At 66.2% G+C, this 24,945-nt stretch carries 21 protein-coding genes; 12 read left to right on the top strand and 9 right to left on the bottom strand.

What is annotated here, in order from left to right; all coding sequences use genetic code 11:
* Positions 1 to 7 precede the first annotated feature (7 nt).
* The 9 genes from araD1 to dgoD all read left to right on the top strand — a co-directional run bounded on the left by araD1 (position 8) and on the right by dgoD (position 10,274).
* Positions 8 to 1,003, top strand: a complete 996-nt coding sequence (gene araD1 / locus D7325_RS15885) for an AraD1 family protein (protein ID WP_120997340.1) — start codon at positions 8 to 10, stop codon at positions 1,001 to 1,003.
* A gap of 45 nt (positions 1,004 to 1,048) precedes the next feature.
* Positions 1,049 to 2,641 carry an aldehyde dehydrogenase (NADP(+)) gene (locus tag D7325_RS15880; RefSeq protein ID WP_120997338.1) on the top strand — a complete coding sequence of 531 codons (1,593 nt, stop codon included), beginning with the start codon at positions 1,049 to 1,051 and terminating at the stop codon, positions 2,639 to 2,641.
* A gap of 107 nt (positions 2,642 to 2,748) precedes the next feature.
* Positions 2,749 to 3,474, top strand: a complete 726-nt coding sequence (locus tag D7325_RS15875; RefSeq protein WP_120997337.1) for a FadR/GntR family transcriptional regulator — start codon at positions 2,749 to 2,751, stop codon at positions 3,472 to 3,474.
* 23 nt (positions 3,475 to 3,497) lie between these two features.
* Positions 3,498 to 4,376, top strand: coding sequence for an SMP-30/gluconolactonase/LRE family protein (locus tag D7325_RS15870; protein ID WP_120997335.1), 879 nt, complete (start codon positions 3,498 to 3,500; stop codon positions 4,374 to 4,376).
* Positions 4,377 to 4,425: 49 nt separating this feature from the next.
* Positions 4,426 to 5,244, top strand: coding sequence for an SDR family oxidoreductase (locus D7325_RS15865; RefSeq protein WP_120997333.1), 819 nt, complete (start codon positions 4,426 to 4,428; stop codon positions 5,242 to 5,244).
* A 133-nt stretch (positions 5,245 to 5,377) separates the two neighbouring features.
* Complete coding sequence (locus D7325_RS15860) at positions 5,378 to 6,379, top strand: substrate-binding domain-containing protein (RefSeq protein ID WP_120997331.1); 1,002 nt, start codon at positions 5,378 to 5,380, stop codon at positions 6,377 to 6,379.
* An 84-nt stretch (positions 6,380 to 6,463) separates the two neighbouring features.
* Complete coding sequence (gene araG / locus D7325_RS15855; RefSeq protein ID WP_120997329.1) at positions 6,464 to 7,978, top strand: L-arabinose ABC transporter ATP-binding protein AraG; 1,515 nt, start codon at positions 6,464 to 6,466, stop codon at positions 7,976 to 7,978.
* A gap of 21 nt (positions 7,979 to 7,999) precedes the next feature.
* A complete protein-coding gene (gene araH / locus D7325_RS15850; protein ID WP_120997327.1) occupies positions 8,000 to 8,968 on the top strand; it encodes an L-arabinose ABC transporter permease AraH in 969 nt (322 codons plus the stop codon).
* 19 nt (positions 8,969 to 8,987) lie between these two features.
* A complete protein-coding gene (gene dgoD, locus D7325_RS15845) occupies positions 8,988 to 10,274 on the top strand; it encodes a galactonate dehydratase (protein ID WP_120997326.1) in 1,287 nt (428 codons plus the stop codon).
* A gap of 75 nt (positions 10,275 to 10,349) precedes the next feature.
* Here the strand turns inward: dgoD and D7325_RS15840 are convergent, their stop codons facing one another.
* From D7325_RS15840 to D7325_RS15820, 5 genes are all read right to left on the bottom strand, one after another.
* On the bottom strand, positions 10,350 to 11,498 hold the full coding sequence (locus tag D7325_RS15840; RefSeq protein WP_120997490.1) for an aldose epimerase family protein: 1,149 nt from the start codon (positions 11,496 to 11,498) through the stop codon (positions 10,350 to 10,352).
* A gap of 60 nt (positions 11,499 to 11,558) precedes the next feature.
* On the bottom strand, positions 11,559 to 13,295 hold the full coding sequence (locus D7325_RS15835; protein WP_120997324.1) for an IlvD/Edd family dehydratase: 1,737 nt from the start codon (positions 13,293 to 13,295) through the stop codon (positions 11,559 to 11,561).
* 58 nt (positions 13,296 to 13,353) lie between these two features.
* On the bottom strand, positions 13,354 to 14,655 hold the full coding sequence (locus D7325_RS15830; protein ID WP_120997322.1) for a TRAP transporter large permease: 1,302 nt from the start codon (positions 14,653 to 14,655) through the stop codon (positions 13,354 to 13,356).
* Positions 14,652 to 15,224, bottom strand: coding sequence for a TRAP transporter small permease subunit (locus D7325_RS15825; RefSeq protein ID WP_245962098.1), 573 nt, complete (start codon positions 15,222 to 15,224; stop codon positions 14,652 to 14,654). Before D7325_RS15825 ends, D7325_RS15830 begins: the two co-directional genes overlap by 4 nt.
* Before the next feature lie 77 nt (positions 15,225 to 15,301).
* Positions 15,302 to 16,321, bottom strand: coding sequence for a TRAP transporter substrate-binding protein (locus D7325_RS15820; protein ID WP_120997320.1), 1,020 nt, complete (start codon positions 16,319 to 16,321; stop codon positions 15,302 to 15,304).
* 155 nt (positions 16,322 to 16,476) lie between these two features.
* On the opposite strand from D7325_RS15820, the gene D7325_RS15815 reads away from it, so the two are divergent.
* Positions 16,477 to 17,433 carry a LysR substrate-binding domain-containing protein gene (locus tag D7325_RS15815; protein ID WP_177431803.1) on the top strand — a complete coding sequence of 319 codons (957 nt, stop codon included), beginning with the start codon at positions 16,477 to 16,479 and terminating at the stop codon, positions 17,431 to 17,433.
* Between the two features lie 117 nt (positions 17,434 to 17,550).
* Here the strand turns inward: D7325_RS15815 and D7325_RS15810 are convergent, their stop codons facing one another.
* Both D7325_RS15810 and D7325_RS15805 read right to left on the bottom strand, forming a co-directional pair.
* On the bottom strand, positions 17,551 to 18,546 hold the full coding sequence (locus tag D7325_RS15810) for an asparaginase (protein WP_120997319.1): 996 nt from the start codon (positions 18,544 to 18,546) through the stop codon (positions 17,551 to 17,553).
* A gap of 86 nt (positions 18,547 to 18,632) precedes the next feature.
* Positions 18,633 to 20,069, bottom strand: a complete 1,437-nt coding sequence (locus D7325_RS15805) for an alanine/glycine:cation symporter family protein (protein WP_120997317.1) — start codon at positions 20,067 to 20,069, stop codon at positions 18,633 to 18,635.
* Positions 20,070 to 20,248: 179 nt separating this feature from the next.
* Here D7325_RS15805 and D7325_RS15800 point away from each other — a divergent pair, with 179 nt between their 5' ends.
* Complete coding sequence (locus D7325_RS15800; protein ID WP_120997315.1) at positions 20,249 to 21,070, top strand: helix-turn-helix domain-containing protein; 822 nt, start codon at positions 20,249 to 20,251, stop codon at positions 21,068 to 21,070.
* 90 nt (positions 21,071 to 21,160) lie between these two features.
* Entirely contained in the window at positions 21,161 to 22,351 is a 1,191-nt protein-coding gene (locus D7325_RS15795; protein WP_120997313.1) for a hypothetical protein, read from the top strand.
* Between the two features lie 25 nt (positions 22,352 to 22,376).
* On the opposite strand, the gene D7325_RS15790 is transcribed toward D7325_RS15795, so the two are convergent.
* Together D7325_RS15790 and D7325_RS15785 are read right to left on the bottom strand one after the other, a co-directional pair.
* Positions 22,377 to 23,183 carry a substrate-binding periplasmic protein gene (locus tag D7325_RS15790; protein WP_120997311.1) on the bottom strand — a complete coding sequence of 269 codons (807 nt, stop codon included), beginning with the start codon at positions 23,181 to 23,183 and terminating at the stop codon, positions 22,377 to 22,379.
* A 175-nt stretch (positions 23,184 to 23,358) separates the two neighbouring features.
* Positions 23,359 to 24,783, bottom strand: a complete 1,425-nt coding sequence (locus tag D7325_RS15785) for an aspartate ammonia-lyase (RefSeq protein ID WP_120997309.1) — start codon at positions 24,781 to 24,783, stop codon at positions 23,359 to 23,361.
* Positions 24,784 to 24,945 lie beyond the last annotated feature (162 nt).

The raw sequence follows: 24,945 nt of genomic DNA, 5'->3' as shown, positions 1-24,945 counted from the left end.
ACTGTGCATGCGGTTGATCCAATTCGAAAACGAGCAGGGCCGGCGGCACGTCGGCGTCGTCATCGGCGAGCGTGTCGGCGTCGTCGCCGGGGTTACGAGCACGCGGGCGCTGGCCTTGATGGCGATACGTGCCGGGCGCACCCTCGAGGCGCAGGTGACGTCGCAGGGATACGAGCCCGGCCCGCATTACCGCGACCTGCTCGGCGATCGCCGCGTGTTGCCGCCGCTGGACCACGAAGACCCCGCGCATTGCCTGGTCAGCGGCACCGGGCTCACGCACCTGGGCAGCGCCGCGGCGCGCGACAAGATGCACCAGCAGGCGCAACAGCCCGACGGCGAGCTGACCGATTCGATGCAGATGTTCCGCTGGGGGCTGGACGGCGGCCGCCCGCCGGCCGGGCAGGTCGGCGCCCAGCCGGAATGGTTCTACAAGGGCGACGGCGGCATCCTGGTGCGGCCCGGCGAGGATTTCCCCGTGCCGCCGTTCGCCGAAGACTTCGGCGAGGAGCCCGAGCTGACCGGCCTCTACGTCATCGCCGATGACGGCACGCCCCATCGCCTGGGCTACGCGCTGGGCAACGAGTTCTCCGATCACGTCACCGAGCGCAAGAATTACCTCTACCTGGCGCACTCCAAGCTGCGCTGTTGCGCCTTCGGCCCCGAGCTGCGCGTAGGCGAGCTGCCGCCCCATCTGGCCGGCACGAGCCGCATCCGCCGGGGCGCCGAAGTGCTCTGGGAAAAGGAATTCCTCTCGGGCGAGGCCAACATGTGCCACAGCCTGGAGAACCTCGAATACCACCACTTCAAATACCGCCAGTTCCTCCGGCCGGGCGACGTGCACGTGCATTTCTTCGGCACCGGCACGCTGTCGTTCGCGGACGGGATCAAGGCGCAGCCGGGTGACACCTTCGAGATTGCGCTGGACGCGTTCGGTGAGCCGTTGCGTAACGGTATCCGCGTGGAGCGCAGGGTGTTTCCCGCCGGCGGCGTGAAGGCGCTGTGAAGCACGTCGCCATCGTCATGTCCGTCCCGCGAACCGGAGTCGCCCATGCTTGAGATCCTCGGCCACAACCGTATCGGTGGTGCGCACAGCGCGGCCGGCAACGACATCCTGTACAGCCTCGATGCCGTCACCGGAGAGACGCTGCCTTACCGTTTTCATCAGGCCACCGAAGCGGAAGTCGATGCTGCCGCCGAAGCCGCCGCCGCGGCGTACCCGGTCTTTCGCAGCCTGCCGGCCAGCCGGCGCGCCGTCTTTCTCGAAGCGATCTCCGATGAAATCGATGCACTCGACGACGCCTTCGTCGCCCTGGTCGGACGCGAAACGGCGCTGCCCGCCGGACGCATTCAGGGCGAGCGCAGCCGCACCAGCCACCAGATGCGGCTGTTCGCCGACGTGCTGCGGCGAGGCGATTTCTACGGTGCGCGCATCGACCCGGCGCTACCCGAACGCAAGCCCCTGCCCCGCCCCGATATCCGCCAGTACCGGATCGGCGTCGGCCCGGTCGCGGTGTTCGGCGCAAGCAACTTTCCGCTGGCCTTTTCCACGGGCGGCGGCGATACGGCAGCGGCCCTGGCGGCCGGTTGCCCGGTGGTGTTCAAGGCGCACAGCGGGCACATGGCGTCCGCCGCGTGCGTCGCCGACGCCATTCTGCGCGCGGCACGGCGCTGCGAAATGCCCGCCGGCGTGTTCAACATGATCTACGGCGGTGGCGTCGGCGCCTGGCTGGTCAAGCATCCGGCGATCCAGGCGGTGGGCTTCACCGGGTCGCTGCGCGGCGGGCGTGCGCTCTGCGACCTGGCCGCGGCGCGACCGCAACCGATTCCGGTGTTCGCCGAGATGTCGAGCATCAACCCGGTGCTGCTGTTGCCCGAGGCGCTGAAGCTGAGAGGCGAGCAGATCGCCACGGAGCTGGCTGCGTCCGCTCTGCTCGGCTGCGGACAGTTCTGCACCAGCCCCGGCGTGATCATCGGGCAGCGCGCTCCCGCCTTCAGCGCCTTCGTCGAGGCACTGGCGGGGCAGATCGCCGCCGCGCCGGCGCAGAGCCTGCTCAACCGCGGCACGCTGGAAAGTTACCGTGCCGGCGTGGCGCGCATGCAGGCGCACCCGGGCATCCGCCAGCTCGCCGGCCCACCGGAGGACGCGGGCAACCAGGCCCGTGCCAAGCTGTTCCAGGCCGATGCCGACCTGCTCCTGTCCGGCGATCCGCTGTTGCAGGAGGAGGTGTTCGGCCCGGCGACGGTCGTGGTCGAAGTCGCCGACGGCGCCGAGCTGAAGCGCGCGTTGCGCAGCTTGCAGGGTCAGCTCACCGCGACGCTGATCGCCGAACCGGACGACCTGCCGGCCTGCGCCGATCTGCTGGCGCTGCTCGAACAGAAGGCCGGACGCCTGCTGCTCAATGGCTACCCGACCGGTGTGGACGTTTGCGACGCGATGGTTCATGGCGGCCCCTACCCCGCGACCTCCGATGCGCGCGGCACCTCGGTCGGCAGCCTGGCCATCGAGCGTTTCCTGCGCCCGCTGTGCTACCAGAACTGCCCGGACGCCCTGTTGCCCGCACCGCTGCAGAACGCCAATCCACTGGGCATCAACCGCCTGCTCGACGGCGTCGTCAGCCGCGCCGCGGTGACCCAAGCATGAACGTCCCTGCCCGCCTGGCCGTGAATCAGCCCGCTCGTTTGACAGGTAATCATATGATGATTAGCCTCATGAGTACTGCCGCTCCGGCCGTCGCGAGTGAGGTGCCGATGTCCAGCAAGTTTCATGCGTCCACGGTCGACTGGCTGGGTTCCTGGATCGCGTCCGGCAAGGTGCTGCCCGGGCAGACGCTGAAGGTCGAAGCGCAGCTGTGCGACGAGCTGGGCGTCAGTCGCACGGTGATCCGCGAGGCGATCAAGACGCTGGTGGCCAAGGGCATGCTAGACGTCGGCCCGAAGGTCGGCACGCGCGTCACCCCGGTGCGCTCCTGGAACCTCTTCGACGTACAGGTCGTGGGCTGGCTGGCCGAGCATGGGCTGCCGGAAAGTTTCGTGATCGACCTGCTCGACCTGCGCCGGACCATCGAACCGACCGCCGTGCGCTGGGCCTGCGAGCGCGCCACGCCCGTGCAGATCGCGCAGATCCAGGCGGCTTACCAGATGCTGGCCGCCTCGCTGGCGGACAAGGACGCCTACAACCATGCCGACAAGCTCTTCCACGAGGCGGTACTCGCGGCCAGCCACAACCAGTTCATCGAGCGCATGGTGCCGGCGCTGGGCGCGTTGCTGGCGGTGTCGTTCGAGGTCTCGTCGACGGTGCCGGACGAGCTCGGGCTGACCCTGCCGCTGCACAAGGAAATTGCCGATGCGATCGCCACCCGCGATGCCGCTCGCGGCGTCTGGGCCTGCATGACGTTGATCGAGCGGGCCGCCCTGACCATTTCCCGTCATTATCCCGAGCTGGTCGTATTACGCGGCGAGCAGACTGCGCCATAACAACAAGACCGCGGAGTGCGCCCATGCAATGGCTGCCCATCTCGCAACGACGCTACACGCTGGCCGAGGGCCCCTTCTGGGATGCCCGGGACCAGACGCTCTACTGGGCCGACATCGTCGGGCGGCTGGCCTGCCGGCTCGGCCCGAACGGCTACCGGCAGTGGCAACTGGCCGAGCCGGTCTCGGCCTTCATTCCGTGCGCACGCGGCGATGCGCTGGTGACCCTGGCCAGCGGCGTGTACCGCCTCGATCGCGACGCCACTGAGGCCGCGCCCACGCTCGAACGGCTCTGCGTGGCCGATGCCACGCCCGGCAACCGCGCCAACGAGGCCCGCTGCGATGCCCAGGGGCGGCTCTGGCTCGGCAGCATGCAGAACAACATCGCCGACGATGGCAGCGATCTGCCGATCACACGGCGCTCCGGCGGGCTGTTCCGCGTCGACCCGGACGGCTCGGTCACGCAGCTGCTCAGCGATCTGGGTATCGTCAACACGCTGGTATGGAGCGAGACGGGCGATCGCGTGATCTGCGGCGACACGCTCGATGAATCGCTGTACGTGCACCGTGTCGCCGAGGACGGACGCCTGGTCGACCGCGAACTCTTCGCCGGCCCACATCCGCGCGGCGTGCCCGACGGCTCGGCGATGGATGCCGACGGCTACGTCTGGAACGCGCGCTGGGGCGGGCATTGCCTGCTGCGTTTCGCGCCCGACGGCTGCCTGGATCGCCTCATCGAACTGCCCGTCAGCCATCCGACCAGCTGCGTGTTCGGCGGACCCAGTCTGACCCACCTGTACGTGACCTCGGCGACGCCGGGCGAGGCGGCGAACGACCTCGACGGCGCCGTGCTGATGGCTGACGTCGGCGTCGTCGGGCTTCCCTGTACGCGCTTCGCCGGCTGACCACTTTCCGGCCGTGGAGCGGCCGATCACCTGCTCAGGAGTCGTTCACATGGTCTCACCGCTTTCGCTACCCCCAACACCCGAGCCCCAGCGCGGCGAACGCCTGAAAGGCAAGGTCGTTGTCGTCACCGGCGGCGCCCAAGGCATCGGCGAGGCCATCGTCGCCTGCTTCCAGGCGCAGCAGGCCAAGGTCGTCATCGGCGACATCCAGGGCGAGAAGGCCGAGCAGGTCGCCGCCGGCTGGCGGGAGCGCGGCGGTGAGGTGCACGCATTGAAAACCGACGTCACCCAGCCCGCCGAACTGGAGGCGCTGGTCGACCTCGCACTGGCGCACTACGGCCAGGTCGACGTGCTGGTCAACTGCGCCGGCGTCAACGTCTTCCGCGACCCGCTGGAGATGACCGAAGAAGACTGGCGGCGCTGCTTCGCCATCGACCTGGACGGTGTCTGGTTCGGTTGCAAGGCCGCGCTGCCGCACATGGTCAAGCGCGGCGTCGGCAACATCATCAACATCGCCTCGGTGCATTCGACCAACATCATTCCCGGCTGCTTTCCCTACCCGGTCGCCAAACACGGGCTGCTCGGCCTGACGCGCGCGCTGGGCATCGAATATGCGCCCAAGGGCATTCGCGTGAATGCCATCGCCCCTGGCTACATCGAGACGCAGCTCAACGTCGACTACTGGAACGGCTTCCCCGACCCGCATGCCGAGCGCCAGCGCGCCTTGGACATGCATCCGCCGCGGCGCATCGGGCAGCCGATCGAGGTGGCGATGACGGCGTTGTTCCTCGCCACCGACGAGGCGCCCTTCATCAATGCCGCCTGCATCACCATCGATGGCGGACGGTCGGTGCTGTACCACGATTGACAGGCCGGCTCACTGGTCTATTCATACTATGATTGCGCGCAGGTGGCACTCATAGGATTCGTCCCTCGCCAGAGGGGCGCGCTTCAACCACTGCTGGACGCGTTAGCTAGTCAATAAAAATAAGGAGGTAGCTATGTTTCGTCGCCAAGGGATCCGCTCCCTGTGCTGTGCCGCACTGACCGCCGCTGCGGTCGGTTTCTCTGCGCTGGTCTCGGCCGAAGAGGTCAAGATCGGTTTCCTGGTCAAGCAACCCGAGGAGCCCTGGTTCCAGACCGAATGGGCCTTCGCCGAGAAGGCCGCCAAGGAGCATGGCTTCACCCTGCTGAAGATCGCGGTGCCCGACGGCGAGAAGACCCTCGCCGCCATCGACAGCCTCGCCGCCAACGGTGCCAAGGGCTTCGTCATCTGCCCCCCGGACGTGGCGCTCGGGCCGGCCATCGTCGCAAAGTCCAGGTTCAACAACCTCAAGGTGATGGCCGTCGATGATCGCTTCGTCGATGCCAACGGCGAGTTCATGGAAGAGGTGCCCTACCTCGGCATGGCGGCCTTCGAAGTCGGCCAGAAACAGGGCGCCGCCATGGCCGAAGAGGCCAAGCGCCGGGGCTGGAACTGGGACGAGACCTACGCGGTGATCAACACCTACAACGAGCTCGATACCGGCAAGAAGCGCACCGATGGCTCGGTGGATGCACTGATAAAGGCCGGTTTCCCTGAAGACCACATCCTCTATACCCCCCAGAAGACGCTCGATGTACCGGGCAGCATGAATGCCACCACCTCGGCGCTCGTCAAGCTGCCGCGCAACGCGAAGAACCTCATCATCGGCGGCATGAACGACAACACCGTGCTGGGCGGCGTGCGAGCCACCGAAAGCGCCGGCTTCAGTGCCGAGAACGTGATCGGCATCGGCATCAACGGCACCGATGCGATTGGCGAGCTGAAGAAGGACAACAGCGGTTTCTACGGCTCGATGCTGCCCAGCCCGCACATCGAAGGCTACGAGACCGCCCGGATGATGTACGAGTGGGTCACCACCGGGAAGGAGCCGCCCAAGTACACGGCGATGGATGAAGTCACCCTGATCACCCGCGACAACTTCCAGCAGGAGCTGGAAAAGATCGGCCTCTGGAAGTAACGGCCGGTCGTTGCGCGCACGCCTGCCTGCAGGCTGATTTCAGGTATCGAACTCGCCCGGCCACGGGCGAGGTGGAGACGCTCCATGCTTCAACGAGTCGAGTCGGGCGATAGCCTGCGTTTCAATGCCATCGGCAAGAACTTTCCGGGCGTGCGTGCGCTGTCGGACATCAGCTTCATCGCCCGTCCGGGTACGGTGCACGCGCTGATGGGCGAGAACGGCGCCGGCAAGTCCACGCTGCTGAAAATCCTTGGCGGGGCCTATCAGCCGAGCAGCGGCGACCTGCAGATCGGCGAGCGCACCCTGGCGTTCCGGTCTGCCGGCGAAAGCATCGCCAACGGCGTTGCGGTGATTCACCAAGAGCTGCACCTGGTACCGGAAATGAGCGTGGCCGAGAACCTGATGCTCGGGCACATGCCGTCGCGCTTCGGACTGGTCAATCGGCGCGCCATGTATCGCCAGGCGCGCGAACTGCTCAAGGGTCTGGCCGACGAGATCGACCCGGCCGCGCGCCTGGGCAGCCTGTCGCTGGGCCAGCGCCAGTTGGTCGAGATCGCCAAGGCGATGTCGCGCAATGCCCATGTGATCGCCTTCGACGAGCCCACCAGCAGCCTGTCGGCGCGCGAGATCGAGCGGCTGATGACAATCATCGCCAAGCTGCGCGACGAGGGCCGGGTGGTGCTCTACGTGTCGCACCGGATGGAGGAAATCTTCCGCATCTGCGACGCGGTGACGGTGTTCAAGGACGGTCGTTTCGTCTGCACCTTCGACGACATGAGTACCCTGACCCATGACGCGCTGGTGACCTGCATGGTCGGCCGGGATATCGAGAATATCTACAACTACCGGCCCCGCGAGCACCAGGGCGAGGCCCTGCGCGTTGAAGGGCTGCTTGGTCACGGTCTGCAGGCGCCGGTGAGTTTCTCGGTCAGCCGTGGCGAGGTGCTCGGCTTCTTCGGTCTGGTCGGTGCCGGGCGTACCGAGCTGCTGCGTCTGCTCGCCGGACTGGCGCCGCACAAGGCCGGTACGGTCCAGCTCGAGGGTCAGGCGCTCAAGCTTCGATCGCCGCGCGACGCCATTGCGGCGGGCATCCTGCTCTGCCCCGAGGACCGCAAGAAGGAAGGCATCGTGCCGCTGGGCAGCGTGGCGGAGAACATCAACATCGGCGCGCGCAGTCGCAACGCCCGCCTCGGCTGCCTGGTGCAGGGCCGCTGGGAACGCGAGAACGCCGAGCGGCAGATCCGCGCGCTGAACATCAAGACGCCCTCGCCGGACCAGCAGATCGTCTACCTCTCCGGCGGCAACCAGCAGAAGGTGATCTTCGGCCGCTGGCTGTCGATGCCGATGAAGGTGCTGCTGCTCGACGAGCCCACCCGCGGTATCGACATCGGCGCCAAGGCCGAGATCTACCAGATCATCCATGACCTGGCGGCAAGCGGTATCGCGGTGATCGTCGTCTCCAGCGACCTGATGGAGGTCATCGGCATCTCCGATCGCATCCTGGTGATGAGCGAAGGCGCCGTCACAGGCGAAGTCCCGCGCGACCAGGCCGAGGAATCCCGCCTGCTGCAACTGGCACTCCCGCGCTCGCGCGGCTGAACAACCATGACGAGGTGCTCTATGTCCGCTCAACAAAACGCCCTGGCCGCACCCCGGCAGGGCCTCAACATGCGCCGCTTCCTGGATGACTGGGTCATGGTGCTGGCCGCGCTCGGCATCTTCGTGCTATCGGCGATCTTCATCGAGAACTTCCTCTCGCCGCTGAACATGCGCGGGCTGGGCCTGGCGATATCCACCGTCGGCATTGCCGCCTGCACCATGCTGTTCTGCCTGGCATCCGGGCACTTCGACCTGTCGGTCGGCTCGGTGATCGCCTGCGCCGGCGTGGTCGCGGCGGTGGTGATGCGCGACACCGAGAGCGTGCTGCTCGGTGTCTCGGCGGCGCTGGCGATGGGCCTGGTGGTGGGGCTGATCAACGGCATCGTGATCGCCAAGCTGCGCATCAATGCGCTGATCACGACGCTGGCGACCATGCAGATCGTGCGCGGGCTGGGCTATATCTTTTCCGACGGCAAGGCGGTCGGCGTGATGCAGGAGCAATTCTTCCTGTTCGGCAATGGCAGCCTGTTCGGCGTGCCGGTGCCGATCATCATCACCCTGGCCTGCTTCGTCTTCTTCGGCTGGCTGCTGAACTACACCACCTACGGCCGCAACACCATGGCCATCGGCGGCAACGAGGAAGCGGCGCGGCTGGCGGGGGTCAATGTCGACCGTACCAAGATCATCATCTTCGCCGTGCACGGGCTGATCGGTGCGCTCGCCGGCGTGATGCTGGCCTCGCGGATGACCTCGGGCCAGCCGATGATCGGCCAGGGCTTCGAGCTGACGGTGATCTCGGCCTGTGTGCTTGGCGGCGTCTCGCTCAGCGGCGGCATCGGCATGATTCGCCATGTGATCGCGGGGGTGCTGATCCTGGCGATCATCGAGAACGCCATGAACCTGAAGAACATCGACACCTTCTACCAGTACGTCATCCGCGGCACGATCCTGCTGCTGGCGGTAATCATCGATCGGCTGAAGCAGCGCTGATCCCGACCGCCCGCGCGCCCTGATCCGGCGCCGGGCAAAGGTTCGAAGCCCGAGTCCGGCACGCCGGCGCCCGGACCGGCGCCGACCGTCGCGCGCCCCGCATCCATCCAAGGCCGCAGATGCCCATCGGCGTCAGGCCAATCCCAGAGAACGACCGATGAAAATCACCCGGCTCACGACCTATGTGGTTCCCCCGCGCTGGCTGTTCCTGAAGATCGACACCGACGAGGGCATCAGCGGCTGGGGCGAGCCGGTGGTGGAAGGGCGCGCGCGGACGGTCGCCGCGGCGGTGGACGAGCTGGCCGACTACCTGATCGGCAAGGACCCGCGGCACATCGAGGACCACTGGACGGTCCTGTACCGCGGCGGCTTCTACCGCGGCGGGGCGATCCATATGAGCGCGCTGGCGGGCATCGACCAGGCGCTCTGGGACATCAAGGGCAAGGCGCTCGGCGTTCCGGTGGCCGAGCTGCTGGGCGGCCGCGTGCGCGATCGCATCCGCGTGTATTCGTGGATCGGCGGCGACCGCCCGGCCGATACCGCCAACGCCGCGCGCGCCGCCGTTGCGCGCGGCTTCAGCGCGATCAAGCTGAACGCCAGCGAGGAGCTGCAGTTCGTCGACAGCCACGCCAAGGTCGACGCCGTGCTGGCGAGCGTCGGCGCGGTGCGCGATGCGGTGGGCGGCGAGATCGGCATCGGCGTGGACTTCCACGGGCGCGTGCACAAGCCGATGGCGAAGATCCTGATCAAGGAGCTCGAACCGTTCAGGCCGATGTTCATCGAGGAGCCGGTACTCAGCGAACACTACGAGGCGCTCAAGGAGCTGGCGCCGCTGTCCTGCGCACCGATCGCGCTGGGCGAGCGGCTGTACTCGCGCTGGGACTTCAAGCGCATCCTCGCCGAGGGCTATGTCGACATCATCCAGCCGGACGCCTCGCACGCGGGCGGCATCACCGAGACCCGCAAGATCGCCAGCATGGCCGAAGCCTATGACGTCGCGCTGGCGCTGCATTGCCCGCTGGGGCCGATCGCCCTGGCCACCTGCCTGCAACTCGATGGCGTCTGCTACAACGCGTTCATCCAGGAGCAGAGCCTGGGCATCCACTACAACGAGGGCAACGACCTGCTCGACTACCTGAGCAGTCCGGAGGTGTTCCACTACCAGGACGGCTTCGTCGCCATTCCCGACGGCCCGGGCCTCGGCATCCAGGTCAACGAGGACTACGTGATCGAGCGCGCCCGCAGCGGGCACCGTTGGCGCAACCCGATCTGGCGGCATGCCGACGGCAGCGTCGCGGAGTGGTGACGCCCGGCAGCTCAGCCCACAAGCGGTGAAGAAAACCCGGCGCCAGGCCGGGTTTTGGTTGCGGTCCGCCCCGTCTCAAGGCGTGGGGAACTTGTAGATCGTCGTCTGGGTGTAGGTCTGCCCCGGATCGAGCCGGGTGCTGGGGAAGTTCGGCTGGTTGGGCGAATCCGGGTAGTGCTGGGCTTCGAGCGTGAAGGCGCTCCAGTGCGGATACACCTTGCCGCCCTTGCCCGTGATGCTGCCGTCGAGGAAGTTGCTGGTGTACAGCTGCACGCCCGGCTCGGTGGTGTACATCTGCAGCACCCGGCCGGATTCCGGGTCGCTGACCTCGACCGCCAGCTTGCCGAGGTCGCCCGCGGTGTCGAGGACCCAGTTGAAGTCGAAGCCGCCCTGCTTGGGCTCAGCGAACGTCAGCTGCGGGTGGTCGTCCCCGATGTGCTTGCCGAAGGCGGTCGGCGTGAGGAAATCCATCGGCGTGCCGGCGACCTTCGCGAGCTCGCCGGTCGGGATCAGCGTCGCCGTCACCGGCGTGTAGTGCGAGGCGTGCAGGGTCGCGAGCTGATCGAGGATGTCGCCGTTGCCGGCGCCGGCGAGGTTGAAGTAGCTGTGGTTCGTCAGGTTCAGCACCGTGGGCTTGTCGGTCGTCGCGCGGTACTCGATCCGCAGCTCGTTGTCGTCGTTGAGGCTGTAGACGACCTGGTTGGTCAGGGTGCCGGGGAAGCCCATCTCGCCGTCGGGCGACACATAGGTCAGCTCGACGCCGACCGAGTCGTCCGTGTTGCTCGGCCTGGCGCGCCAGACCTTGGTATCGAAGCCCTCGGGTCCGCCGTGCAGCGCATTGCTGCCGTTGTTCTGCGGGATCTGGTAGGTCGTGCCATCGAGCTCGAAGCGGCCATCGGCGATGCGGTTGCCGAAGCGGCCGATGGTGGCGCCGAAGTACACGTTGCCGTTCTCGATGTAGCCGTCGACATCGTCGAAACCGAGCACGATGTCGTCACCCTGGCCGTGCTTGTCCGGCACCACCAGCGATTGCAGGATCCCGCCGTAGGTGATGATCGTCGCCTGCACGCCATTGCTGTTCTGCAGGGTGTATTTCTCGATCGGCGTACCGTCGGGCATCGTGCCGAAGCTGCCGCGTTCGTTGGTCAGGCCCTGCGCCTGCGCCGTGAGCGTTCCGAGCATGAGGGAAAGTCCGAGTCCAGTGAGGCATGAGCGGTGTTTCATCGTGGCCACCTTCGGGTCGTTGTTATTTTTGGGTAACGCGTGGGTCTTCTGCCCGCCGGGTCAATGCGAATGGCGCGGTACCTCGGCGCCACGGCAGCCGACCAGGAAGTCGAAGTCGCAGCCCTCGTCGGCCTGCATGACATGCTCGACGAACAGCCGTCGGTAGCCGCCATCCCAGAGCAGCCCGGCCGGGGCCTGCCAGGACGCCAGGCGTGCCTGCAGCTCGGCGTCCGGGATATCCAGATGCAGGCGACCGGCGTTGCAGTCGAGTTCGATCATGTCGCCGTTGCGCACCACCGCCAGCGGCCCGCCGGCAGCGGCTTCGGGGGAGACATGCAGCACCACGGTGCCGTAGGCGGTGCCGCTCATGCGGGCGTCGGAGATGCGCACCATGTCGGTGATGCCCTTGGCCAGCACCTTGGGTGGCAGGCCCATGTTGCCGACCTCGGCCATGCCGGGATAACCCTTGGGCCCGCAGTTCTTCATCACCAGCACGCAGGTTTCGTCGACGTCCAGCTCCGGGTCGGCGATGCGCGCCTTGTAGTCGTCGAAATCTTCGAAGACCACCGCACGCCCGCGATGCTTCATCAGCTCGGGCGTCGCCGCCGAGGGTTTGAGCACGGCGCCGTTGGGCGCCAGGTTGCCGCGCAGCACGCAGATGCCGCCGTCTTCGCGCAGCGGATTGTCCAGCGTGCGGATGACCTCGTCCTTGCCGTAGATCGGCGCCTCGGCGCAGTTGTCCCACAGCGACTTGCCGTTCACCGTCAGCGCATCGGGGTTCGGCAGCAGCCGGTTCTCACCCAGCCGGCGGATCACCGCGGGCAGCCCGCCGGCGTAGTAGAACTCCTCCATCAGGAAGCGCCCGGAGGGTTGCAGGTCGACGATTGTCGGCATGCCCCGGCCGATGCGCGTCCAGTCGTCCAGATCGAGCGCCACCCCGATCCGCCCGGCGATCGCCTTGAGGTGGATCACCGCGTTGGTCGAACCGCCGATGGCGGCATTGACGCGAATGGCGTTCTCGAAGGCCTGCCGGGTGAGGATCTTCGACAGCCGCAGGTCTTCCTCGACCATCTCGACGATGCGCATGCCGGACAGGTGCGCAAGCACGTAGCGGCGCGAATCCACCGCCGGAATCGCGGCGTTGTGCGGCAACGACGTGCCCAGCGCTTCGGCCATGCAGGCCATCGTCGAGGCGGTGCCCATGGTGTTGCAGGTGCCGGCCGAACGCGACATGCCAGCCTCGGCGGAGAGGAATTCATCGAGGCTGATCAAGCCGCCCTTATAGGCCTCGTGCATTTGCCAGACGATGGTGCCGGCACCGATGTCGCGGCCGTTGTGCTTGCCGTTGAGCATCGGCCCGCCGGTGACGACGATGGCCGGCACGTCGCAACTCGCCGCGCCCATGAGCAGCGCCGGGGTGGTCTTGTCGCAGCCGACGAGCAACACCACCGCATCGACCGGGTTGCCGCGGATCGACTCTTCGACATCCATGCTGGCCAGGTTGCGCGTCAGCATGGCGGTCGGCCGCAAGTTCGATTCGCCGTTGGAGAAGACCGGGAATTCCACCGGAAACCCACCCGCCTCCAGCACGCCCTTCTTCACGTGCTCGGCGAGCTTGCGAAAGTGCGCGTTGCAGGGCGTCAGCTCCGACCAGGTGTTGCAGATGCCGATGATCGGCTTGCCCCGGAACTCATGGTCCGGGATGCCCTGGTTCTTCATCCAGCTGCGGTACATGAAGCCGTTCTTGTCGGTAGTGCCGAACCATTGAGCGGAGCGCAGGGGGCGTTTGTCGGTCATTGCGATACACCTGTCGTGTCGGCGGCCGCGGGCCGCCCAAAGGAAGGTTCGGGTTGGGTTAGAGCAGCCAGGTCGAGAGCGCCGGGACGTACAGCAGCAGGCCGAGCACCACCAGCTGGATGACGATGAAGGGCACCATCGAACGGAAGATATCGGTCAGGGTGATATCGGGCGGCGCCACGCTCTTGAGGTAGAACGCAGCCGGCCCGAAGGGCGGCGAGATGTAGGAGACCTGCATGTTCACCGCGAAGAGAATGCCGAACCACACCGGGTCGTAGCCGAGCTCGATGATGATGGGCACGAAGATCGGCAGGCACAGCATGGCGATGCCGATCCAGTCGAGGAACATGCCCAGCAGCAGGAAGATCAGCATCATCACCAGCACGATGACGAAGGGCGCGACGTCCAGGCCGGTTATCGCCGACGAAACGAAGCGGTTGCCACCCATCAGGTTGTAGACGCCAACCAGGCAGGCCGCGCCGATGCCGATCCAGACGATCATCCCGCAGGTTTCCAGCGTCTGGGTCAGGCTTTCCTGGAGCAGCCTGAGGCTGAACTCGCCACGCACCAGGACCGCCAGCAGCACGCCCAGGGCGCCCATCGCGGCCGCCTCGGTGACCGAGGCGATGCCGCCATAGATGCTGCCGAGCACCAGCCCGGCGATGGCGGTCGGAAAGAACAGGCCCTTGAAGGCTTCGCCCAGCGTGAGCCGCGGCAGGTTGCTGCGCTGCTCGAGGTGCGCGCCACCCATGTGCGGATAGCGCATGCACATCACCACGACGTAAAGCATGTAGCCGATCATCAGCATGGCTGCGGGAATGACCGCCGCCTTGAACAGGTCGGCGATGGAGACGCTGGCGATCAGCCCGTAGATGATCAGCACGATCGACGGCGGCACCATGGTGCCCAGCGAACCGCCCGCGCAGACTACGCCGATGGCGATGCGCTTGTCGTAGCCCAGACGCAGCATCTGCGGCAACGCCAGGACGCCGAGCAGGACGATCTCGCCGCCGATGATCCCGGAGATCGCAGCGAGAAAGAACGCCACCACGAGGGTCTGTACCGCCACCCCGCCCGGCAGGCGGCCCGCGAAGAAGCGCATCGCGTTGAACAGATCCCGCGCCAGCCCCGATCGGTCCAGCAAGCCCGCCATGAAGACGAACATCGGCACGGCCACGAGCGAATATTCGGTGATGAAGCCGTACATGCGGCTGGCCACCAGCGGCACGGCGACCGGACCGAACCAGCCGAGCGTGAAGCCGGCGGCGACCAGCCCGGTGACGAAGGCCAGCGGCAGGCCCAGTACCAGCAACACGAAGATCGCGAAGACCATCAGGTAAGTTGCGATCTCGATGCTCATTTCGTCGCCTCCCTGCCGGGACGCGCCCGCCGGTGAGTCGCGATCCGTACGACCTGCTGTATCGCCATCAGTGCGATGGAAATCAGGATGACGATCTTGGTGAAGGCCGGCAGCGGCGGGTTCCAGGACGAGCCCGAGGTTTCCAGACGCCAGTTCCCGGTGGGTGCGTGGGTCGCGTTGTACGCCAGCACCCAGGCCGCATAGCCGATTGCGACGCAGAACAGGATGCCCAGCATCAGGTTGAGCAATTCCAGCACGCTGCGCTTACGCGGCGAAAGGCGGTCGAGCAGGAGGCGGATCTGGATGTGCCGGTTGGTCGCCAGGGCATAGGGTCCGCCCAGCGCGAAGATGGCAGCGACCAGGAAGGTCGTGGTTTCGTGCGCCCATTCGGTGGGGGCGTTGAAGCCGTAACGCATGATGACTTCGTACACGCTGACCAGCATGGCGATGAACGTCAGCCAGGCAATGACCTGGCCGCCGCGCCGAATGCCGCGATCGAGCAGGCCGTGTCCCGGCTCGGGCGCGCAGGCATCGAGATGATCGTCGGACGTGGATCGAAGTTTTTTCACGGCGAAACTCCCCGGGCTGTCCGGCCGCAGCCGGAAAGCCGTTGGTCAGCGAAGATCGATCGGCCGCGCAACGCGGCTCAGAGCATGCCCTTGTCCCGCAGGTAGGCCTGGATCGAATCCACCGCCTCCTTGGCCTGGGGGCTGCGATCACGCCAGCGCGACCACTCGTTCCGCGCGGCCTGGCGAAACTTCTTCAGCTCATCCTCGGAGAGCGCGGTCAGGGTGACGTCGCCCTTCTGCCTGGCCAGCGCCACCTGCTCCTCGTCCTTTTTCTGCAGCTCGGTGATCAGCTGCTCGGTGAAGGCGTCGACCGAGTCCTCGAGAATCTTCTGCTGCTCGGGGGTCAGGGCATCCCACAGCGCCTTGTTGACCGAGATGTCTTTCATGGGCATCGAGTGGAAACCCGGATAGACGGCGAACGGCGCGTACTTGTGATAGCCCTGCTGGTAGTTGGTGGAAAACACCGTGTAATCGGCCGCGTCGATCACGCCCTTTTCCAGCGCGGTGTACACCTCCGAGGTCGGCAGGTTCACCGGCGCGGCGCCCACCAGCTGGAAGATGTTCGAGACCATGCCTTCCGGCGCACGCACCTTGAGACCCTTCAAGTCATCGAGCGATTCGATCTTGCGCTTGCTGATCAGGGATTCGGCGCCCACGGCGCCTGCACGAATGAGATGAACACCGTACGGCTCGACCAGACGGTTATAGCCCTCCTCTCCGCCCGCATTGCGCATGTAGTCGAGAAAAGGCTCCGGGCCGCTCCAGGCGCCGACCATGTTGCCGTACACCGCGAAGGCCGGGTTCTTGCCGGAGAAGTAACCGGGATCGGTGATATGGCCTTGAATGATGCCCGCACCAACGGCATCCAGCGTCTCGTTGTTGCCAACGATGGTGCCAGTCGGCAGGACTTCGATGGTGATTTCACCGTTGGTCTTTTTGCCGACGCTTTTGGCCCACTGCTGGGCGATGCGGTACTCGTCATCACCTGCGTTGACGTTGATCTGGACTTTCCATTCCTGTTTGGCGAAAGCACTGCCGGATGCCAGGACCAGGACCGCCGCAAGGCCGAATCCGAAACGCTGGATATTCGATGGCATAGCTGCCTCTCCCATTGTTCTTATTAGGTATTCGTCTCGATCAGGAGGCGCAGACTGCGCTGTCGGCACCTCAACTGAACCAGAGCCTAGACAGGCAAGACATCATCAACAAATATGCAATCGCGTCGCAGCCATATACGAATGGATATATCCGTATGAAGACTCTGAGCAGCAGCTGGTTCGTCCGGGCCCGCCTGAAAAGCCGGCACATCCCGATGCTGGTGGCCCTTGGCGAGACCGCCAATCTCAACCGCGCCGCCCAGGGCCTGGGCATTTCCCAGCCGGCCCTGTCGAAGCTGCTCAAGGAGCTGGAAGACGGTCTCGATGTGCCGCTGTTCGAGCGTCATGCACGGGGTGTGGTACCGACCCGTTATGGCGAGGCGATGATCCGCCACGCCCGGCGCATGCTGACAGGGCTGGAGAACGCCTTCGATGAAGTCGGCGCGCTGCGCCGCGGCGAGCAGGGTAGCGTGCGCATCGGCACCATCCTGACGCCCTGCGCCGAGCTGCTGCCTGAGCTGATCCGGCGGGTGAAACAATATCATCCGGCGCTGGAACTGAGCATCCACACCGGGTCGAGCCGCGACCTGCTGACACTGCTGAACGACGATCAGCTGGATTTCGTGGTGGCGCGCTATTTCGCGGAGCCGGGGCGCACCGAGCTATGCTTCGAGCCCCTTCACCGCGAGCCGCTGTGCGTTTGCGCGCGGCCCGGACTGATCGGGCGCGAGATGCCGCTGGCAGAGCTGCACGAGGCCGACTGGGTGCTGCCGCCGCCGGGCAGCGTGCTGCGCGAGGCGTTCGATGCGTTGTTCCAGCACGCCGGGATGACGCCGCCGCGCAAGGTGGTGAACGTGGAGAATCTGCTGCTGGTAACCACCCTGCTGGAGAAGAACGCCATGCTCACGGTGCTGCCGCGCGATGTGGTCGAGCACTATGCGCGCTACGGCATGCTCGCGCGGGTCGAAGTGGGAGCCGGTATCGAGAGCGGCCTTAATCGCGACCTGATGGTCTACGGCCTCATCACCCGCCGCGAGGATCTGCTATCGCCTGCGGCGAAGCGAGTACTGGCGCTGTTGCGCGAAGGTGCCCAGGCGCACGGCGCACTCTGAAAATTGCGCCGGGCGGACGGCAAGCGCCGCAGGGCACCAGTGCGCCGTGTCTCCTGCGTCGAAGCGCCGGATAGAAACGAAGTGTCAGCGCCCCGCTCCATCGTCCCGCTGGCGCACTCACGGGCCTGCCATTTCCCCGCACAGATCGCGGACAAACCAGTGCTCGACCTCGGCCTGCGACAGCCCCGCGCCAAGCAGCGCGAACAGCTTGCCCAGCGCGGCTTCGCGGGTCATGCCGCCGCCGGAGACCAGGCCGGCGTCGCGCAAGGCGCTGCCGGTGGCGTAGACCTCGAAATCGATATGCCCGGCCGGGCACTGGCTGATCGCCGCCAGCACCACACCCCGCGCATGTGCGCGGCGCAGCGCGTCGAGCAGGCGGACGTCGCCCGAGGGACCGGTCCCGCTGCCATAGCACTCCAGCAGCAAGCCGCGGATACCGCTGTCGACCAGCGCATCGAGGGTTTCGGCGCGCACGCCGGGATGCAGCGGCAAGACGGCCAGCGGAACGGGGCGGCGCACGGCGCGGTGATCGAGCGCGACCGGCAGCGGGACGGCCGGCGCCGCGTTCCGCCGGCGCGGCAGGCAATCGAAGGCATCGAAGGCGTCGCTGCGCAGCTTGGTCACCCTGGCGCCATGCAGCAGCGCGCCGTTGAAATACAGGTGCACGCCGGTCGGCACGCCGCGTTGCACCGCGCGCATGGCGCCGAACAGGTTCGGCCAGGCATCGCTGCCCTCCGCGCCCGCCGGCAGCATCGCCCCGGTCAGCACGACCGGTACGCCAAGGCCGAGCAGCAGGAAGGACAGGGCCGCGGCGCTGTAGGCCAGGGTATCGGTGCCGTGGAGCACCAAGACCGCGTCGCAGCCGCCGTCTTCGACGCCCCGGCGGACCGCTGCCGCCATCTCCAGCCAGTTGGCCTGGGTCATGTCGGCGCTGTCGAGCGGCGGGGACAGCTCGCGAAAGTGCCAGTCCGGCAGCGCTTCGGTTTCCAGCGCCTGTCGGGTGCGCAGCCGCTCTTCGAAGCCGGAGGCGGGCAAGAGCCCGCTCGGGCCTTGCTGCATGCCGATGGTGCCGCCGGTGTAGAGCACCAGCAGCCGGGTGTTGGATGAACTCACGACGACATCCTCATGCGAGTCCGATAGCGGCCGCCGCGGCGGGCCGAGTGGCACGGCGACCCTGACGGTCGCCGTGCGCGGTGGGATCAGCGCGTCGGTGCGGCGGTGCCGGCCGGCGGCTGCACGATGGAGGGCACGTCCGGCCAGGCGCTGCGATCGATGTCCAGGTCGGCGTAGACCTTCGGATCCAGCACCGGCTGGGTGGCACCGGCGCGCACCTGGCCGTCGTAGTCGCGCATCAGGCGCAGGCCGGTCTTGAACAGGAGCGCGAGGGCGATCAGGTTGACGATCGCCAGCAGGCCCATGGTGACATCGGCGAAGGCGAACACCGTGCCCAGGTCCTGCAGCGATCCCCACAGCACGAGCGCGATGACCAGCGCGCGATAGCCCTGGATCACGGGGCGCTTGCTGGTGAAGAAGCCCAGTGCGTTCTCGCCCAGGTAGTAGTTGTAGATCAGCGTGGTGAAGACGAACAGCAACAGCGCGATGCTGATGAACACCCGTCCCCACTCGCCGACCACCGCCGCCAGCGCACTCTGGGTCAGCACGACGCCGGCGACTTCCTCGATGCCGGGGGTGTAGGCGCCGGAGAGCAGGATGATCAGCGCCGTGCTGGTGCACACCAGCAGGGTGTCGATGAACACGCTGAGCGATTGCACGATGCCCTGCGCCGACGGGTGCGCCACCTCGGCGACCGCTGCCACGTTCGGCGCGCTGCCCAGGCCCGCCTCGTTGGAGAACAGGCCACGCTTGACGCCCATGATGATCGCCGCGCCGATGCCACCGGCGAACGCGGGCTCGAGGCCGAAGGCGCTACGCACGATCAGGCCGAGCGTTTCCGGCACCTCGCCGATGTTCATGCCGATCACGGTGAGCGCCATGCCGATGTAGATGAACGCCATGATCGGGACCAGGATGTCGGCGATGCTGGCGATCCGGCGGATGCCGCCGAAGATGATGATCGCCATGACGATCGCCAGCACGATGCCGCTGACGTAGGTCGGCAGGCCGAAGGTGTCGTACAGCGAGCTGGCCACGGTGAAGGACTGCAGCGCGTTGAAGCCGAAGCCGAAGGTCACCAGCAGCAGTATCGAGAACAACACCGCCATCCAGCGCTGGCCCAGGCCGTGCTGGATGTAGAACGCCGGGCCGCCGCGGAAGGTGCCGTCCGCTTCGCGGCGCTTGTACAGCTGTGCCAGCGAGCATTCGAAGTAGCTGGTGGCCATGCCGACCAGCGCCACCACCCACATCCAGAACACCGCGCCCGGCCCGCCGAGCATGATGGCGACCGCGACGCCGGCGATGTTGCCGGCACCGACGCGGCCGGCGACGCTGAGCATCAGCGCCTGGAAGGAGCTCAGTTGCCCCGGTTTGCGTTCGAAGGCTTCGCCGAAGATGCGAAACATGCTGCCGAAGTAGCGAAACTGAACGAAGCCGGACCGGATCGTGAAATACAGACCCAGGCCGACCAGCATCACGATCAGCAGCTTGCTCCAGATGAGGTCGTTGAGAAGGTCGAGCATGATGGATTCACCTTTTTGTCAGTGACTTTTTGTTGTCTGGCGGAGCGCAGGGTTCCGCCATCCCGGCGGGAAGTCGGCGATGGTTGTCGATCGGTTGCAGCGAGGCAATTTCGCGGCTGTCGGCGAACTGGCGCGACCTGATGCTATAGTCGCGCCGGTCGCATCAGCCGGAACCCGCCATGTCCGTCCACCTCGCCGATAACCTCAAGCTGCTGTGCAGCCACTACCGCTCGATCGCCGAGGTGTGCCGCAAGCTGTCGATCAACCGGGCGCAATTCAACAAGTACCTCAACGGCCAGAGCCGGCCGACGCCCTACAACCTCAAGCGCATCGGCGATTTCTTCGGGGTGGAAAGCTACGAACTGGGGCTGCCGTCCGAGCAGTTCGCGCGCCTGATCGGCGCCCGCCCGAGCGAGGACGCCCGGCACGCCCCGGCCGATCCGCTCGCCGCGCTGCTCCAGCCGCTGCGCGAGCACGCCAGCAGCCTGTCGCGCTACTGCGGCTACTACTTCGAATACGCCAACTGCATGTCGGTGCCCGGCAGCGTCCTGGTGTCGCTCGTCCACCTGCGCGAGGAGCCGGGCGGCGACTACCTGTTCGAGCGCCAGGAGCGCCAGGAGCGCTCCAGCCCCGGCGTGGGCGAAGCCGAGGACTGGGTACGCTGTCGCTACCTGGGCGCGGCCTTCTGCCTGCAGGACAGGCTATTCCTGGTCGATTACGAATCGCTGACGCTCAACGAGATGAGCCAGACCATCCTCATCCCCAGCTTCAAGAGCCGCATTACCCGCCTCAACGGCCTCAAGACGGGCGTCTCCAGCGGCGACCGCCGCACGCCGGCATGCACCCGCGTGGTCTGGGAATACCTGGGCCGGGAAATCAACCGGATCGCTGCCTACCGCCAGGTGATGCTCTACAGCCCCGACGACCCACGCATCGACCCGGACATCCGCGAGCGGCTGTGCCAGCCGACGGTGCGGGACGGGCTGTTCGCGGTCGATTGACGGGCGCATGAAGCGCCCGCGTGAGACCAACCACACAGACCTCAAGCCTTGTCAGCCCGACACTCCAATCCCGTATGGAAAGGACGTGACATGCGAGCGGTAATTCTGGGTCTGGCTGTCTTTATCGGTGCAATGAGTTTCATCGACCTTGTGGCTCGCCTGGACGAGGTAACAGATCACGTACCCTTGCCTCGTGAACTCCGCTATCACGACATTGCACTCCAAGCGCTTGAACCCTTTGAGGAATGCCCAAGCGCAGGGAGATACAAGCGCTGCCGATGGCAGATTAAGCTGACCGCATCAAATGGTCGGAGCTGGCCGGTCTATGTGCCCGCGACGGTCGAGATAGGCGGGGCCAATGTAGGGAGTATCAGGCCAGGCGATCGGGTACGTATCGGCGTGTACGACGGCCAGGTCTTTACTATCGCCCGCTTGGATGCATCACAGGCGGAGTCGGCCGCCGACAATCAGAAGGTTGTGGTTGATGAGATCGCACTGGAGCGCTGGAGCGACGGTCGGTTGGCTGAACATGGCGGTTGGCTGGTATTCGATCTCCTGTGCCTGCTGGCGGCCGTCTATCTCTATCGCTCAGAGAAGCGAAGGCACCCATTACTGCTGCCAGCGACGCTTGCGATCGGCTTGACCTCAGTGATTTGGTGTCTATTGCTAGACGACGACGCTGCGTCGATTCCGACCCAAGCAGGACTGTGGAAGGAGCAGGTGCAGTACGCCGCATCGGTCAGCGCCCTGCGCTGCGAACGGAGATGGCCAGCCGTCCGACAGTGCGACCTGAGCAACTACCTGCTCGATACCACCGGCGGGGCCTGGTTGTTGGCGGCGCCCTTGGCACCGAAAACGATAGAGCCACTCGCCTGGATCGAGGTTGGCCATGTGCGCCGGCAGGTGTTCCAGATTCGGTCGATTCGCGAAGCACCTGCCAACTGCGGCTATCGCCAAGATCCTCGCTACCGGATGACGATGGTTAGATGGCTCTGCGACAGGGAAATCCAGGCTTTATCACGAGAACCAAAACGCCGTCCGCCGGTGGATGAACTCTCTGCCAAGCTCGAGATGGCGCGAGCGCGAGCGGAGCAGCGCACGGTGGTGCCTGACCGCCCGGATGAACTGCTCGGATACTGGCGGAGCATCCACTACGTCGGTACGTCGAAATCTCATCACGCCGGATCCGCATTCGGTGCGGCAATCGTGTTTTTCACACTCCTTGCTACAGCCCTTTTCGTCGCCTGGCTCAACCGCCGCGCAGGCCCTCTGCCCGATTAGTGCAGCAGGCCTGTGAGCGTGTCACTCAGTTCAGCGGCTGACTGGCAGCCAAGGCCTTGCGGTCGCGGATCAGGTAGCACAGGTCCGGCGTCTTGGCGCAGCCGGCGTAGCCCTCGTCGATGATCTGGTCCATCGCCGCCTGGAGCCGCTCGACCACTTCGTCCGGCGTCGCCTTGTTGAGCGCCAGGTACAGCGGCGCGGTGTGAAAGCGCAGCACCGGCTTGAGCCCTTCGACGCCGTCCTGCTCGGCGTAATGGCGCCAGGTCGCGTCGGCCGTGGCCCAGAGATCGATATCCCCGTTCAGCAGCTTGCGCAGGTTGGCTTCGTCGTGCAGCGCATCGAGGTGGGCGATGCCCTGGGCTTCCAGGTATTCGCTGGTACCGCCGTCCTTGTAGCCGCCGATGCGGTACTGGCGCGCCTGATCGAGACTGTCCAGCGCGATGCCGGAACCGGGGGCGGCCAGCAGCACGCTGTCGTAATGGGCGATCGGCCCGACCCACTTGAACTTGTCGCGCCGCGCGTCGGTGATGGTGGTCGAGAACAGGCCGTGATCGGGTTGCAGCAGGGCCTGCTGGTACAGGCGTTCCCACGGGAAGCGCAGGGTCATGCTGTAGGCGATGCCGGCGCGCTTGAAGGCTTCGCGCACGGTATCGACGCCGATGCCCTGGATGGCCTCGTCGCGGGCGAAGTTCTTGCCGTCGGTGGACAGGTTGAACGGTGGGAAATTGCTGGTGAGCAGGACGACCTTGTAGTCCGGTGGCAACTCGGCATGGGCCGGTGCGGTGAAGACGAGTGATGCGAGAAACAGCGTTTTTATTGTTGGCAGCTGCATGGCTCCCTCCTTGGGTGCGAACGGTGCGATCTCGACGGCATGGGCCGGAAAGCGACGAACCGTCCCGCGCGCCGGTCGGCGGGCGGAAGGCAGTCGGGATTATAGTGACGCCTCCCCGCACCGCCACCCCGCGCGGCCCTTGGGCCGGCGGGGTGTGCGCTGCCGCTCAGTCCGGTCAGTCCTTCAGCGGTACCAGCCTCGGCGCGATCATGTTCTCCGGTCGCAGGATGTCGGCCAGCATGGCGTCGTCCAGCAGTCCTTCTTCACGCACCAGCTCCAGCACACCGCGGCCGCTGAGCAGCGCCTCCCGCGCGATGCGGGTGCTGTTCTCGTAGCCGATGTAGGGGTTGAGCGCGGTGATCAGCCCGATCGAGCTTTCCACCAGCTCGCGACAGCGCGCTTCGTTGGCGGTGATGCCATCGACGCAGTGCTCGCGCAGCATCTCCATCGCGCGGTGCAGCAGGCGGATGGAGTCGAACAGCTTGTAGGCGATCAGCGGCTCCATCACGTTGAGCTGCAACTGGCCGCCCTCGGCCGCCAGGGTCAGCGCCAGGTCGTTGCCGATCACTTCGAAGGCGACCTGGTTGACCGCCTCGGGAATCACCGGGTTGACCTTGCCCGGCATGATCGAGCTGCCGGGTTGACGCGCCGGCAGGTTGATCTCGTTGATGCCGGTGCGCGGGCCGCTGGAGAGCAGGCGCAGGTCGTTGCAGATCTTCGACAGCTTCACGGCCAGCCGCTTGAGCATGCCGGAGAAGAGCACGAAGGAGCCCATATCCGAGGTGGCTTCGATCAGGTCCGGCGCCGGTCGCAACGGGTGGCCGCTGATCTCGGCCAGGCGCTGCACGGCGATGGCCTGGTAGCGCGGGTGCGCGTTGATGCCGGTGCCGATCGCCGTGCCGCCGAGGTTCACCTCGAGCAGCAGCTCCGGGGCGAAGCGGCGCAGGTGCTGGAGATCCTCGCCGAGCGTGTTGGCGAAGGCCTGGAACTCCTGGCCGAGCGTCATCGGTACCGCGTCCTGCAACTGCGTGCGGCCCATCTTGAGCACCTGGGCGAAGGCCTCGCCCTTGGCCGCGAAGGACTGGCAGAGCCGCTCGAGGCTGCCGAGCAGCGTCTCGTGGCCGAGCAGCAGGCCCAGGCGAATCGCCGTCGGGTAGGCGTCGTTGGTGGACTGCGCCATGTTCACGTCGTTGTTGGGGTGCAGCTGGTGGTAGTCGCCCTTCGCATGGCCCATCGCCTCGAGCCCGAGGTTGGCGATCACCTCGTTGGCGTTCATGTTGGTCGAGGTACCGGCGCCGCCCTGGATCATGTCGACGACGAACTGCTCGTGGAACTCACCGGCGGTGATGCGCCGGCAGGCCTCGCTGATCGCGGCGTGCTTGGCCGGCGACAGGTAACCGAGTTCGCGGTTGGCGTCCGCCGCGGCCTGCTTGACCATCGCCAGGGCGACCACCAGCTTGGGGTAGTGCGAGAGCGGCACGCCGGTCAGGCGGAAGTTGTGCACGGCACGCAGGGTCTGGATGCCGTAGTAGGCGTCGGAGGGGACTTCGAGGGTGCCGAGCAGGTCTTTCTCGAGCCGGCATGTTGCGTTTTCGGACATAACGGAGACTTCTGTACCAGAGGCTGCAGAATCTACTGCAATGCCTGTAGCGTAAGGCTCACAGCTCACCGACGGCCAATGCCGTTCGGCATTGAGTCATGCACATTCGGCATAATGCGCCCGTGACTTGCCAAGCCCGATGGACGTATGGAGGCGCCTCTC

Origin of the sequence: Stutzerimonas urumqiensis, from assembly GCF_003640395.1 — a bacterium.
Classification (GTDB): Bacteria; Pseudomonadota; Gammaproteobacteria; order Pseudomonadales; family Pseudomonadaceae; genus Stutzerimonas; species Stutzerimonas urumqiensis.
This window is presented reverse-complemented; position numbering and strand designations above follow the sequence as displayed.